The sequence below is a fragment of the Neobacillus terrae genome (assembly GCF_011393025.1).
In the GTDB taxonomy this organism is placed as follows: Bacteria; Bacillota; Bacilli; order Bacillales; family Cytobacillaceae; genus Neobacillus_A; species Neobacillus_A terrae.
Genome location: NZ_JAAOEO010000004.1, coordinates 39215 through 51873 on the forward strand (window position 1 = coordinate 39215; position 12659 = coordinate 51873).

General features: G+C 39.2%; 15 protein-coding genes. 8 read left to right on the plus strand and 7 right to left on the minus strand.

Annotation, left to right across the window (positions count from 1 at the left end):
• The first annotated feature begins 44 nt into the window (after positions 1–44).
• The gene (locus G8761_RS06840; protein ID WP_166024984.1) at positions 45–737 is read left to right on the plus strand and encodes a Crp/Fnr family transcriptional regulator; all 693 of its coding nucleotides are present in this window, start codon (positions 45–47) and stop codon (positions 735–737) included.
• 259 nt (positions 738–996) lie between these two features.
• On the opposite strand, the gene G8761_RS06845 is transcribed toward G8761_RS06840, so the two are convergent.
• The gene (locus tag G8761_RS06845) at positions 997–1479 is read right to left on the minus strand and encodes a DUF456 domain-containing protein (protein ID WP_166024985.1); all 483 of its coding nucleotides are present in this window, start codon (positions 1477–1479) and stop codon (positions 997–999) included.
• Between the two features lie 155 nt (positions 1480–1634).
• Here G8761_RS06845 and G8761_RS06850 point away from each other — a divergent pair, with 155 nt between their 5' ends.
• The 3 genes from G8761_RS06850 to ispG all read left to right on the plus strand — a co-directional run bounded on the left by G8761_RS06850 (position 1635) and on the right by ispG (position 4068).
• Positions 1635–2408: a DUF1189 domain-containing protein gene (locus G8761_RS06850; protein ID WP_166024987.1), complete on the plus strand. Its 774-nt coding sequence runs from the start codon at positions 1635–1637 to the stop codon at positions 2406–2408.
• An 87-nt stretch (positions 2409–2495) separates the two neighbouring features.
• A complete protein-coding gene (locus G8761_RS06855; RefSeq protein ID WP_166024989.1) occupies positions 2496–2834 on the plus strand; it encodes a hypothetical protein in 339 nt (112 codons plus the stop codon).
• Positions 2835–2958: 124 nt separating this feature from the next.
• Positions 2959–4068, plus strand: a complete 1110-nt coding sequence (ispG, locus tag G8761_RS06860; RefSeq protein ID WP_338000924.1) for a flavodoxin-dependent (E)-4-hydroxy-3-methylbut-2-enyl-diphosphate synthase — start codon at positions 2959–2961, stop codon at positions 4066–4068.
• 59 nt (positions 4069–4127) lie between these two features.
• Here the strand turns inward: ispG and G8761_RS06865 are convergent, their stop codons facing one another.
• Complete coding sequence (locus G8761_RS06865; RefSeq protein WP_166024993.1) at positions 4128–4493, minus strand: hypothetical protein; 366 nt, start codon at positions 4491–4493, stop codon at positions 4128–4130.
• Between the two features lie 183 nt (positions 4494–4676).
• Here G8761_RS06865 and G8761_RS06870 point away from each other — a divergent pair, with 183 nt between their 5' ends.
• Positions 4677–5261 (plus strand): hypothetical protein, encoded by a 585-nt coding sequence (locus G8761_RS06870; protein WP_166024994.1) that lies wholly within the window; start codon positions 4677–4679, stop codon positions 5259–5261.
• Positions 5262–5782: 521 nt separating this feature from the next.
• On the opposite strand, the gene zur is transcribed toward G8761_RS06870, so the two are convergent.
• From zur to G8761_RS06885, 3 genes are read right to left on the minus strand one after another with little or no spacing between them, the layout of a single operon-like run.
• Entirely contained in the window at positions 5783–6196 is a 414-nt protein-coding gene (zur, locus tag G8761_RS06875) for a zinc uptake transcriptional repressor Zur (RefSeq protein WP_166024996.1), read from the minus strand.
• A gap of 15 nt (positions 6197–6211) precedes the next feature.
• Positions 6212–7054, minus strand: a complete 843-nt coding sequence (locus tag G8761_RS06880) for a metal ABC transporter permease (protein WP_166024998.1) — start codon at positions 7052–7054, stop codon at positions 6212–6214.
• A complete protein-coding gene (locus G8761_RS06885) occupies positions 7051–7836 on the minus strand; it encodes a metal ABC transporter ATP-binding protein (RefSeq protein WP_166025000.1) in 786 nt (261 codons plus the stop codon). Before G8761_RS06885 ends, G8761_RS06880 begins: the two co-directional genes overlap by 4 nt.
• Positions 7837–8007: 171 nt before the next feature.
• Here G8761_RS06885 and G8761_RS06890 point away from each other — a divergent pair, with 171 nt between their 5' ends.
• Positions 8008–8262 (plus strand): DUF2624 domain-containing protein, encoded by a 255-nt coding sequence (locus G8761_RS06890; protein ID WP_166025002.1) that lies wholly within the window; start codon positions 8008–8010, stop codon positions 8260–8262.
• A gap of 49 nt (positions 8263–8311) precedes the next feature.
• Here G8761_RS06890 and G8761_RS06895 read toward each other — a convergent pair whose 3' ends face one another.
• Together G8761_RS06895 and G8761_RS06900 are read right to left on the minus strand one after the other, a co-directional pair.
• Positions 8312–9205 (minus strand): deoxyribonuclease IV, encoded by an 894-nt coding sequence (locus G8761_RS06895; protein WP_166025004.1) that lies wholly within the window; start codon positions 9203–9205, stop codon positions 8312–8314.
• A 26-nt stretch (positions 9206–9231) separates the two neighbouring features.
• Entirely contained in the window at positions 9232–10548 is a 1317-nt protein-coding gene (locus tag G8761_RS06900; RefSeq protein ID WP_166025006.1) for a DEAD/DEAH box helicase, read from the minus strand.
• A 301-nt stretch (positions 10549–10849) separates the two neighbouring features.
• On the opposite strand from G8761_RS06900, the gene vrrA reads away from it, so the two are divergent.
• The gene (gene vrrA, locus G8761_RS06905) at positions 10850–11542 is read left to right on the plus strand and encodes a VrrA/YqfQ family protein (RefSeq protein WP_243449930.1); all 693 of its coding nucleotides are present in this window, start codon (positions 10850–10852) and stop codon (positions 11540–11542) included.
• Between the two features lie 163 nt (positions 11543–11705).
• Positions 11706–12659: a 4-hydroxy-3-methylbut-2-enyl diphosphate reductase gene (locus G8761_RS06910; protein ID WP_166025008.1), complete on the plus strand. Its 954-nt coding sequence runs from the start codon at positions 11706–11708 to the stop codon at positions 12657–12659.

Here is a 12659-nt window from a genome sequence, read left to right on the forward strand (position 1 = left end):
ATTTCTTTAAATCAAGTTGTAAGGCATTTAAAGGAGTGGGGAAAATGCAGAGCAGCATTTCATTATACAATGTACTTCTTCAATTTTTCGGTAAAAAAGAATCCGTTCAAAAGGTAAAGGCCGGGAGCGTTTTATTTCATGAAAAAGATCCAGTTCAGCATATTTTTATTCTTCTTAAAGGAAGTGCTGCAATCGGAAGGGTTCATGTCAAAGGCAAAGAATTTATTATAAAAATCTTAAATGGCCGTGAAATTTTAATAGAGTATCAGCTCTTTAAAGAGAAACCATATTATCACTTTTATGCAAAGGCTCTTACTGATTGTGAATTTTTTATGATTAAGAAGGATCAATTTGAAGATTTTGTCTTAAAAAACCCAGCTGTTATGAATTCGCTGGTAGCGTGGATGAGCACCAGATATTTAAAAGCCCAGATGAAATGCCAGGATTTAATTATGAACGGCAAAAAAGGTGGATTGTACTCTATTTTGATTCGTTTATCTAATTCTTATGGTGTAGTGACTGAGGATGGGATACTTATTGACCTGCCTCTCACCCACCAGGAGCTGGCCAATTTGACTTATGGAACAAGAGAGGTAATTCAGCGGGCATTAAAAGAATTACGTGAACAAGATATAATCTCGTATGATAATCAAAAAATCACGATTAAAAAATTAAATTTCCTCAAAGGGGAAGTAGATTGCCAGAACTGTTCCATGGAAATCTGTGGCTTAAACTAAAGGCAAAAGGCCGCTTTCTATGAATACACATAAGATCCCTTTGAAAAGGCTTCACGGGTCACAACAGCTTTATTGGACAAAATTCTTTTGAGGAACGTTCATGATGTCCCTGAAACCTTGCCTATAAAGTACCAAACCCTCGCATTCGCCAAGCCCTTTTTGGCGGAAGCTCCAATTTTGCTTATGCTTTCAAAATTTATGGATATAAATCTGATGATCTAAAAAATAATCCCTGCCAATTGGCGAGGATTATTTTTAATTAAGATGTTTGATAGAAAAAATACAGGATCATTATAGCCATAATCACCGTTTTCGTTATAACACTGCTAATAAATCCAATTACAGAGCCTATACCTATTTTAACACTCTCTGAAAAAGGCCTTCTGTTTACAAGAGTTTCTGCAGCAATAGCCCCAATAAACGGGCCAATCAGGATTCCGAAAAAAGGAATAATAAACGGGCCAGCAATTAAGCCGATCGTGCTCCCCCATACTCCAGCCTTTGAACCACCATATTTCTTAACTCCAATCATATTTGCTATATAATCCGCCCCAAAAAGCAGGACAACAAATAATCCCTCTATCAGCCAAAAATACCAGGTGAAATGCTTAAAGGTAAATAAAACTCCATACATTAAAATGCCGCCTAATAAGAATAGGACACTTGGAATAATAGGATAAATCAATCCTAAAAAAGCTACAGCGAATAGAATCCATATAATTATCCAAAATAGTATATTCATTAAAATTCCATCCTTTTCTATATTTGTTCCCTTTTACCCCTATATTCTAAAAGTGACACTTTTCAAGTGCCGCAAGGGGTATTATCATTCCTTCTTGTATATCACCCTCCTTAAAGCTAAAATAAAGTGGTGAATCTGTTTAAGGGTGTGTAACAATGAATATTTTCAAACAGCTATTTAAAAGCATTTATTCTCCAAAAGATATTGCTATTTTTCGTTTCCAGGGAATCGGGAAAACTATTTTGTATGTATTTCTTCTAACCCTTATTTCTCTCATTCCCCCTCTTATTTCCATCAGCACAGAAATTAATGCTGCTATCCAGACGGGGAAAACGGTTATAGAAGATGAGCTCCCTTCTTTTACTATTAAAGATGGACAATTGAAATCCTCTAGCAAAGTGCCGATAACAGTTGAAAAGGGGGACTTTACCGTTATTTTCGACTCTACCGGAACTGTAAAGCTAAACGATATTAAAGATGATAATACGGTAGCTCTTTTAAAGAATCAATTTGCTTTCTCTGGAGGGGGAAGAATACAAACATATGAGTATTCGATGCTCGACTCCTTAAAACTGAGTAATAAGGAACTTGCTGGTTTTATTGATTCTATCGAAAGTTCCCGCTACATTATTATCGGAATAGCTGCAGTGCTCATTTTAATTCTTACCAGCGCTTCAAGTTTTATTGAGATCTCCATTCTTGCTCTTATTGGCCTTGCTCTTAAAAATATGGCTGGAAGAAGACTGAATTACGGCCAGCTTTGGAGAATGGCTGCATACAGTGAAACTTTGCCAACAATCTTTTTTACTATTATGGCAGCAATTAAAACAACTGTACCTAATTCATTTTTAATCAACTGGTTTGTTGCCATCATCGTTTTATACCTGGCAATTAACGAAATACCCAAACCTAAGCCGAAAATAAAGTAAACGTGCCTCTTGTGCACGTTTTTTTGTTCTAAGAAAAGCAAGACAAGCATATTCATGTAGAAAAACCCTGCAATGGAGTGCTTTCAAATGAAAAAGCTGATTGGAATTCTTATTGCTTTATTAGTTATTTATATTATTTATTTCGACCTAACGGAAGGCACTATGCCCATTTCAGAAAATGCCAGTGTCGAAGTAATAGCTAAAAAACCTGCAATTGCCAGATCAGCAAATTATTTCACCGTAAAAGTAGGGCCTGGAGAAACAGTGCTTTCTGTGGTTGAACACCAGCTCAATCATAATCTCCCTGTATCTATAGAAAAGGTTATTACGGATTTTAAGTCTCTTAATGGCGGACTATCTCCGGAGAAAATTCAAATAGGTAAAAGTTATCGATTTCCTGATTACACCGGGAAATTGACACAATAAGAAGTAGAGCTCCATACTCTTTTCAGTCAATCTCCTTGTCTGATGTGTTCGATACTGCTAAAATAGTATCGTATTGCATTTATTCGAATCCATCTCTTAAAGGAGCGAATTACCGTTGAATGAAATTACTCATCGTACTAAAACCCGTCCGATTAAAGTAGGAAATTTAACAATCGGCGGAAACAACGAGTTAATTATACAAAGCATGACTACTACTAAAACTCATGATGTTGAAGCTACAGTAGCTCAAATTAAGCGTTTAGAAGAAGCCGGATGCCAAATTGTCCGAGTTGCCTGCCCAGATGAGCGTGCAGCCAATGCGATTGCTGAAATCAAAAAAAGAATCAACATTCCTCTAGTTGTTGATATTCATTTTGACTATAAATTAGCCCTTAAAGCAATCGAGGGCGGAGCTGATAAAATCCGTATCAACCCTGGTAATATCGGGAAGCGTGAAAAGGTAGAAGCAGTCGTAAAGGCAGCTAAAGAACGCGGAATTCCAATCAGGATTGGTGTCAATGCAGGTTCACTTGAAAAAAGAATCCTTGATAAATACGGCTATCCTACTGCAGATGGAATGGTGGAAAGCGCTCTTCACCATATTAAAATTTTGGAAGACCTCGATTTCCACGATATTATTGTTTCCATGAAGGCTTCCGATGTAAACCTAGCGATTGAGGCTTATGAAAAAGCAGCCAGAGCTTTTGATTATCCTTTACACCTGGGTATTACAGAATCTGGAACTCTTTATGCCGGCACCATTAAAAGTGCCGCTGGATTAGGTGCTATTATTAGTAAAGGAATAGGCAATACACTTCGTATTTCGCTTAGTGCCGACCCTGTAGAAGAGGTTAAAGTAGCGCGGGAATTGCTAAAGGTCTTCGGGCTTTCCTCTAATGCTGCTACATTGATTTCATGCCCTACCTGCGGAAGAATTGAAATCGATTTGATCAGTATTGCAAACGAAGTAGAGGATTATATATCTACAATTAAAGCCCCTATTAAGGTCGCGGTACTTGGCTGTGCTGTTAACGGCCCTGGAGAAGCAAGAGAAGCAGACATTGGTATAGCCGGTGCACGTGGAGAAGGCTTATTATTCCGCAAAGGGGAAATCGTTCGTAAAGTTCCCGAAAAAGAACTGGTTGCCGAACTGAAAAAAGAAATCGACCAGATTGCTGAAGAATACTTCCAAAAGAAAGCGAAAGAAGAAGCAGCAGCTCTACCCAATTTATAATTTTTTGTATCAAAAAGGGCCGGCATATTGCCAGCCCTTTTTTGCTCCTATTGAAACCATTAAAAGAACGGAAGAATGAAGATTCCGATTATAATCGAAACTGCCCCTAATCCAATGGCCCATGAACCAAGCGATTCTGCTCCCCTTCGGCGTGCAATAAATCCTAAAACGATTCCTGCTGCACCAAAAAGAATAGGCATTACAAACAGCGATAAAATAGATAGTGCCAAAGCAACTGTACCTAGCCCGGTGCCTCCTGCGGCTGTTTCCCTTCCGCCTTCGGCTGCATTTAATCCGCGGCCGGCATTTCGATTTATACCCACCGGAGCGGCAATTTCCGCAGCTGTTTCTTCCCTGTGATCTGTGTTATCAGGGCTATTTCTCCTTAGATCACGCACTATAAATCCTTTATCCTCGTCTGCCATCCAAATCCCTCGCTTTCTTTTAGGAGCATTTATATTGTTCACGTTTCAAGCTGTAAATAATGATGTTAAAGTTTGTCTAATATCCTTTAAGTTGTTAGGGGCGAAAGTTTTTTCTTATGTGTGGAGTTTTTTTGGTAAAATAAAGGAAGAGAGATAATTTAGAGATAAATGAGGGAGTTTTAAATGAAAAAACGTTTTGGTATTGATATTGATGGAACGGTAACGAGCCCATCTTCAATGGTCCCTTTCATCAATGAAGCTTTTGGGCTTAATATAACTCTTGATGATATAAAACAATATGATTTAAACCCGCTGGTTAATGTTTCTGAAGAGGAATTTGCTAAATGGTTTATTGAGAATGAACCGATGATATACTCCAAATCGCCAATAGCTCCTGGTGCCCTTTCCATTTTAACTAAATGGAAAGAAGATCAAGAATTATTTTTTATTAGCGCCCGAGGGGAAAATTTACTGGATGTAACAAACCAATGGTTTTTAAAAAATGGACTCTCTTTTGATCATATTGAATTAATTGGTACACACCATAAAATAGAAGCTGCTAAAAGGCATTGTGTGGATGTTTTTTTTGAGGACAAGCACGATAACGCAGTCATGATTCACGAAGAGTGTAAAATACCTGTTATTTTATTTAATACACCGTACAACCAGGATCCCATACCTCAAGGGGTTATTAGAGTAAATGACTGGTATGAGGCTGATGAATGGATTCAAAGATGGCTTCAGAATAAGGAAGTTTTATGTAAATAAGAAAAGCGCAAGAGCCCTGGTTAGCCCCAACAGGCATAAGACGAATCACGTAGGAAATCCTGATTTCTGAAGTGATTTGACTTATGACCCCGAGGGGCTGGGCGCTGGAGCTGGATTACAATAACCTATTTCGGAGTTTTCAACAAGGTGAAAATCTATAATTTCCTAACCGATAAGAAAAGCGCAAGCGCCCGTTCAGCGTAGCAACTACCTGAGTAAACTTCCTGTAACGGCTTCTCTGAATAGACAACATGCAGCTTTGCGACGAGCTGAACATAAGCTTCTTTGAAAAAGCTGTGGCGCAAGAGCACTTGAGATCTATGTTGATTTATCGCAGGGAGAAGCGGGATGGACACTAGCTGCACCAAGTATCCCCTAACGGTCATACCTGATGCAAGATAAACCCGGAAGCTTATCAAGGATAAAAACTCGCTGGGTGCTGGAGCTAGACAATTTAAAGGTAAAACTTTATACTTTGTTATCAAATTAAAAAAGCGGCTGAAACCAGCCGCTTTAATTTTTTAAGCCAGACAATCCGGACAGCGTCCATATATTTCAAATTTATGTCCTGAAATGTCATATCCACTTAGGTCAGCCTGTATTCCAGCCATTGGGCAAATATCTATTTCCTTGGACTTTCCGCAATCGAGACAAATAAAATGATGATGGTGATGATGCTGGGAACAGGTAAACCTAAAATGCTTTTCCCCGCTTAATTCTGTCATTTCTAAAATTCCCAGTTCAGCAAACAGTGAGAGATTCCGATAAATGGTATCAAAGCTCAAGCCAGGGTACAGTTCCTTCATTTCCTCCAGCACATCCTTGGCAGTTAAATATTTATCGGTATCCGAGAAAAGCTGAAGCATTTCCTCCCTCTTACCGGTATATTTATATCCTCTATCCTTTAATAATTGAAGAGCTTCATTAACTTCCATGGAAGCTGCCCCCTATCAAGCAATTTTCCGAAAACCGGATTTTTTTATAAGAATAGCCAAAATAAGAATAAAAACAGAAATGATTACGATTGTACCGCCTGGAGCCAAATCCATATAATAGGCCAGCGATAATCCACTGAGTACAGATATTTCCCCGAAAATCACGGATAGAAAAATGGTTTGTTTAAAGCCTTTGGCAATTCGTATGCTTGCCGCAACTGGCAGTGTCATTAACGAGGAAACGAGAAGTATTCCTACCACCCTCATAGAAGCTGCAATGACTAAAGCAACCATAATGATAAAAATAAAATGGATGCTTTTGGCTGCAAGACCTGAAGCTTTTGCGTATTCCTCATCAAAGGATAAAAGGAAAAGTTCCTTATATAATAGGAAAATAACGATTGCAACCGTAATAGTGATGGCTAATATGGTCCATAAATCAGCCCTGCTGACCGCAGTAACACTCCCAAATAAATAACTGAACAAATCTGTATTAAACCCGTCAGCAAGGGAAATAAAGATTACTCCAAGTCCAATACCACCCGAAAGAATTATGGGAATTGCCAGCTCCTGATAATGCTTGTAAACTCCCCTAAGTTTTTCTATAAAGAGGGAACCTCCTACAGAAAAGACCATTCCCATATATAATGGATTCAGCCCGGAAAACATTAGAAACTTCTTCTCAAGTAAAAGGCTTGCTGCAATTCCAGCCAGTGTAACATGGCTTAGGGCATCGGCTATCAAAGAAAGCCTCCTGACTACAATAAAAACTCCCAGCAGAGGAGCAACTAAACCAATCAATATTCCTGTCATGAAGGCATTTTGCAAAAATTCATATCTTAAAATCGCCTCGATCATCTTGTGACTCCTCCGTGTTCATGTTCATGATGATGGTCGAGCAAATGCACCTCATGCCCGTAGATTTCTGAAAGGCCATTCCGCTCCAACTGTTCAAATTCTTCCGTATTTCCGTGGAAGTGCAAGGTCTTATTCAAGCAGGCCACATGCGTTACTTTATCCGAAACTGTTCCTATATCGTGAGTGACCATTAAAAGTGTAATTCCTCTATTCTTATTCAAATCCCCAAGCATTTGGTAAAAGGAATTCACATTATGCGCATCCACTCCCACCGTTGGTTCATCTAGAATGAGAAGTTCAGGGTCACTTACTAGCGCTCTTGCAATGAAAACCCTTTGCTGTTGGCCGCCTGAAAGCTCGCCTATATTTTTAAATGAAAATTCAAGCATACCAACAGATTCCAGCGCTTTTGATACTTTGTTTTTATCTTCTTTTTTAAGAAATTTAAATAAACCCATTTTTTTAGTAAGACCGCTTGATACAACTTCAAAAACAGTTGCAGGGAATCCAGTATTAAAGGAATTAGCTTTTTGTGAAACATATCCAACTTTTTCCCAATTTTTAAAACGGCGTATCTCCTGCCCAAATAAATAAATTTCTCCGTGCTGTGGTTTTAAAAGCCCTAGTATCAGCTTCATTAAAGTTGATTTTCCGGACCCATTTGGCCCGACCACACCGAGAAAGGCATTTTCCGGAACAGTAAGTGTAATATTATCAAGGACTGTTTCTCTTTCGTACCGATAGGACAGCCCTTTTATCTCTATAACTGGTTTGCCTGCCATAATTATCACCTGTCATTTTAAGAATCATTCCGATTTAACTTTCGTAGTATACAATATCTTCTTATCAAAGTAAAGCAAATGGGTGCTTCTCCTTTTTTAAGTGTTTCCAAACTAGTTAGTGTCACTATTGCCTTCTCTCTGTCATACATTAGGGATGGAGGAGTGATAACAATGAAGATTTTCGAAAACATAATTAATCATAAGATTAATACCATTACTGGTGATGAGCTATTAAAATACGCTAATCAATTCAATATTAATGTGACCCGGCCCCAGGCTCAGAAAATTGCCGAATACTTAAGAGGAAGACAAGTAAATATTTTTGACAGTGCTCAACGTGCTTCCCTCGTAAAGGAAATCGCGAAGGTTACAAATGTAGAAACTGCGCGTGAGGTTAACAAATTATTTGTTCAGTTTACAAAATAAAGAAAGCTGTGCAATGCTGCACAGCTTTTTTCTTTGGCCTGAAAATTATTTACTGACCTATTATTAAATCGAGGAGATTATCATTAAACTCTTTTTTCAGCAGCATTTCAATTTCAAACCTATAAGGCGGTTTTTTATTGTTTTTATCTTCGCCTACAAATGGTGTTTCAAGTATTTTTGGAATCTCGGTTAACTGTGGGTGATGAACAATATAGCTTAAAGCGTCAAAACCAATATGGCCGAAACCAATATTTTCATGCCGGTCTTTTCTCATGCCTATTTCATTTTTACTGTCATTAATATGAAGTACCTTCAGCCTGTCCAAACCAACTATTTTATCAAATTCGTTTAAAACCCCGTCAAAGTCCTCAACAACCTTGTAACCCGCATCATGAGTATGGCAGGTATCAAAACAAACTGAGAGCCTGTCATTGAAATTAACACCATCCATTATCATGGCAAGCTCTTCAAAGGATTTACCGCATTCCGATCCTTTCCCTGCCATTGTTTCCAGGGCAATCTGGACATTTTCTTTTCCGGTTAAAACTTCATTTAACCCTTCGATGATTCTTTTAATCCCGACTTCTGTTCCGGCACCAACATGGGCTCCAGGATGCAGAACGATTTGGCCAGCACCAATCGCTTCCGTCCTCTCGATTTCAGAACGCAGGAAGTTCACACCTAATTCAAACGTATCGGGATTTGAAGTGTTTCCGATATTAATAATATAAGGAGCATGGACAACTATTTCTGTAATCCCATGAGCCTCCATATGCTTTCTGCCGGCTTCAATATTTAAATCCTCAATTTTCTTTCTACGCGTGTTTTGTGGTGCACCTGTATATACCATAAAAGTGCTTGCGCCATACGAAACGGCTTCCTCACTGGCAGCCAGAAGCATCTTTTTTCCACTCATAGAAACGTGAGACCCAATTTTAAGCATTTTCTTTCCACTCCCTAAATCGTTTGTTACTTATTACGGCCCAATCTTCTTTGCCTTTTTTTGATTTTATCCATTTCAGCCTGCATTTTCTTTTTGTATCCTGGCTTAACCTTTTGAGGTTTTTTAACCAAAGACTTGGCCATTTTATCTGTATCGTCTTCCTGCTTTTTCCTGGTCTTGCGCCTGTTGCGATCCTCTGTTTCAACAAAGCCTTCTTCTTTCTTGAGAGCAACATTTTTGAATTTAATTCCCATTTTCTCGAGACGGTTCAGAGCATCCTCATCTGATATTTCATACACGGTTAGTGCGATGCCAGAATTACCGGCACGTGCAGTACGGCCTACTCGGTGAATGTAGAAATCAAGATCTGTAGGCAGCTCGTAATTAATAACATGGCTGATCCCTTCAATATCAATCCCTCTAGCTGCCAAGTCAGTGGCCACTATGTATTGGTATTCAAGATCCTGGATTTGTTTCATCATCTTTTTGCGTTCGCGCGGGTTTAAATCACCATGGACACGGCCAACCTTCAGACCTCTTCCAATTAGATAATCAGCAACTTCATCTGCCATTTTTTTTGTGTTTGTAAAAACAATTGCCAAATAGGGATTGAATGCTACCAACGCATCATGAACAATGGCTTTTTTATCTTTATGGCGTGAAGGTAATAGGTAATGCAGTAAGTTTTCCGCTGCTATATTTTTTGATTCAATTTTAATAAACTTTGGGTTTTCCATATACTTTTTTAAAAATGGCTTAAGCTTTTCGGGAATGGTGGCAGAGAATACAAGCATTTGTAAATTCACAGGCAATTTAGCAGCGATTTTATCTACATCTTCGATAAAGCCCATATCGAGCATCATATCAGCTTCATCCACTACCAATGTTTTGGCTGTATGAACAAATAAAGCCTGTTCCTTCATTAAGTCACTAATTCTTCCCGGTGTGCCGACAACCACCTGTGGCTGAACCTTTAACTTTTCAATTGTCCTTTGTTTATCTGTGCCCCCAATATAACAGCGGGCTGTAATTTTCCTATCCTCTTCTGTATGCTCAGTGATTTTTAAAATTTGATGATAGATTTGGTTGGCCAGCTCCCTTGTTGGAGCTGTTATAACAGCCTGGACTTCTGCGCGGGATGGGTCTACTTTTTCAAGTATCGGGAGTACATATGACAAGGTTTTACCTGTACCTGTCTGTGACTGGCCAATTGCACTTTCGCCTTTCGATACAATTGGAATCATTCTTTCCTGAATTTCAGTAGGCTCTTGGAAACCCATTTTTTTTATTGCTTCTATGATGAAAGGCTGAAACTGATAACGTTCAAACTGGTTTACCGTCATTTATTAATTGCTCCTTAATTTACATTTAGATAACTCGTTTTCATCCATCCTGTAATTATAGTAAAGTTTCCCGGAAATCTCCACCTATATTATCATCATTTACCTTTCATGATTTCTCTAATCATAAAATTTAACAAGAAACCTGAAGAAACGGCCTAAACAAAATAGGGATAAATGCATACAGTAGAGAAGAAGCAAAAACAAAAGGTGCAAGAACTGAACGGGATTATTATAAACTCAGAGGAAAATTCTCAATAAGTCTAGAGCAGAAATACTTCAGTACTAGAAAGGAGGAATATTTATGCCACCAAGACAGGGATTTCCAAATTATCAGGGAATGGGACCAGGTATGATGGGGCCAGGAGGGATGAGACCTAGAATGATGGGAGGCAGCCCTGCTGGACGAATGGGACCTTCACCCGGAATGCAGGCTTTTAACACGTCTCCTATGATGGGACAAATGGGGCAGATGGGACAATCACGCCAAATGATGAGCGGGATGGGCCAAATGAGCCGCCAGGGCGGAGGGCTTCTTTCAAAAATTTTAGGCAAAGGAAATCAGGCTCGTACAATGGGAGGAATAGCTGCAGCTGGCAGACAGGCTGGGGCTGGCGGGGGTGGAATCCTCCAAACGCTTTCAAATCCCGGAGCCATCAATGGCTTTCTTAATAATACTCAGCAAATCTTAAAAACAGCTCAATCCATCGGTCCTATGGTACAACAATATGGACCACTGGTAAAAAATCTTCCATCTATGTGGAAACTATACAGAGGGTTAAAGACAGCGATGGCAGACAGTGGAAAATCTGAAACAAAGAAAGAATCTGTTAAAGAGTCCTCCACAGTTCAAGCAGAATCCTCCGTTGAATCAAGTTCCGTTCAAATATCCTCAAGCTCACCTAGTAAAAAAAACTACACTAAAAAGAAAAAGGAAACTGCTGGAACAAATATAACTAAAACTAAAGGAAGCTCCACACCAAGGCTTTATGTATAAGAAGGAGTAATGGGATGCTGGCAACGGCATCTTTATTTTGTACTGGAAAGAGTGGTTTACTTTCCTTCTGGTGTACTTATACTCACTTTGTATTATATTAATATTTTCTATATAATAATTACATAGACTTTAAGTCCATGTTCTTAATAGGAGGACGATTGAATTGGATGTTATTAAAATTTCTCCGCGCGGCTACTGCTATGGAGTGGTTGATGCCATGGTAATTGCCAGAAACGCAGCTCTTGATAAATCACTGCCACGCCCAATCTACATTCTTGGGATGATAGTTCATAATAAACACGTTACCGATGCCTTTGAGGAAGAAGGCATTATTACACTAGATGGTCCAAACCGAATGGCTATTCTTGAAAAAGTAGATAAGGGCACTGTTATTTTTACAGCACATGGTATTTCTCCAGAAGTCAGAAAGCTAGCCAAAGAGAAAGGCCTAGTGACTATTGATGCCACATGTCCAGATGTAACCAAAACACACGACTTAATCCTTCTAAAAGAAAAGGAAGGCTTTCAAGTTATTTATATCGGTAAAAAAGGCCATCCTGAACCGGAGGGCGCAGTTGGTGTTGCTCCTGGCATCGTCCATCTTGTAGAAACGCCAGCCGATGTTATGGCATTAAACATAAACAGCGATAAAATCATTGTTACCAACCAAACTACGATGAGCCAATGGGATGTTGCTGAAATTATGAAATTGGTTCAGGAAAAGTATCCACATGTGGAAGTCCATAAAGAAATTTGCCTTGCGACCCAGGTGCGCCAAGAGGCAGTTGCGGAACAGGCTGGGAAAGCAGATGTCCTTATTGTGGTAGGAGATCCAAAAAGCAATAACTCAAACCGTCTGGCTCAGGTTTCGGAAGAAATTGCCAGCACAAAAGCCTATCGTATTGCTGACATTTCTGAACTGGATATCAACTGGCTGAAGGATGCTTCGACAGTGGCGGTTACCGCTGGTGCTTCGACTCCAACACCGATAACAAAGGAAGTTATTACTTTCCTTGATCAGTTTAATCCCGAAGATGAAAGTACCTGGACTAGGGAAAAGAAAGTTCCCCTAAACCGTATCTTGCCAAAGGTAAAAAAGCCTGAGGCAATAAATTAA

What these genes read in the sequence shown, in the direction of transcription:
- G8761_RS06840 (WP_166024984.1), top strand. Translation starts at nt 45, where the DNA reads ATGCAGAGCAGCATTTCATTATACAATGTACTTCTTCAATTTTTCGGT.
- G8761_RS06845 (WP_166024985.1), bottom strand. Translation starts at nt 1,479, where the DNA reads ATGAATATACTATTTTGGATAATTATATGGATTCTATTCGCTGTAGCT.
- G8761_RS06850 (WP_166024987.1), top strand. Translation starts at nt 1,635, where the DNA reads ATGAATATTTTCAAACAGCTATTTAAAAGCATTTATTCTCCAAAAGAT.
- G8761_RS06855 (WP_166024989.1), top strand. Translation starts at nt 2,496, where the DNA reads ATGAAAAAGCTGATTGGAATTCTTATTGCTTTATTAGTTATTTATATT.
- G8761_RS06865 (WP_166024993.1), bottom strand. Translation starts at nt 4,493, where the DNA reads ATGGCAGACGAGGATAAAGGATTTATAGTGCGTGATCTAAGGAGAAAT.
- G8761_RS06870 (WP_166024994.1), top strand. Translation starts at nt 4,677, where the DNA reads ATGAAAAAACGTTTTGGTATTGATATTGATGGAACGGTAACGAGCCCA.
- zur (WP_166024996.1), bottom strand. Translation starts at nt 6,196, where the DNA reads ATGGAAGTTAATGAAGCTCTTCAATTATTAAAGGATAGAGGATATAAA.
- G8761_RS06880 (WP_166024998.1), bottom strand. Translation starts at nt 7,054, where the DNA reads ATGATCGAGGCGATTTTAAGATATGAATTTTTGCAAAATGCCTTCATG.
- G8761_RS06885 (WP_166025000.1), bottom strand. Translation starts at nt 7,836, where the DNA reads ATGGCAGGCAAACCAGTTATAGAGATAAAAGGGCTGTCCTATCGGTAC.
- G8761_RS06890 (WP_166025002.1), top strand. Translation starts at nt 8,008, where the DNA reads ATGAAGATTTTCGAAAACATAATTAATCATAAGATTAATACCATTACT.
- G8761_RS06895 (WP_166025004.1), bottom strand. Translation starts at nt 9,205, where the DNA reads ATGCTTAAAATTGGGTCTCACGTTTCTATGAGTGGAAAAAAGATGCTT.
- G8761_RS06900 (WP_166025006.1), bottom strand. Translation starts at nt 10,548, where the DNA reads ATGACGGTAAACCAGTTTGAACGTTATCAGTTTCAGCCTTTCATCATA.
- vrrA (WP_243449930.1), top strand. Translation starts at nt 10,850, where the DNA reads ATGCCACCAAGACAGGGATTTCCAAATTATCAGGGAATGGGACCAGGT.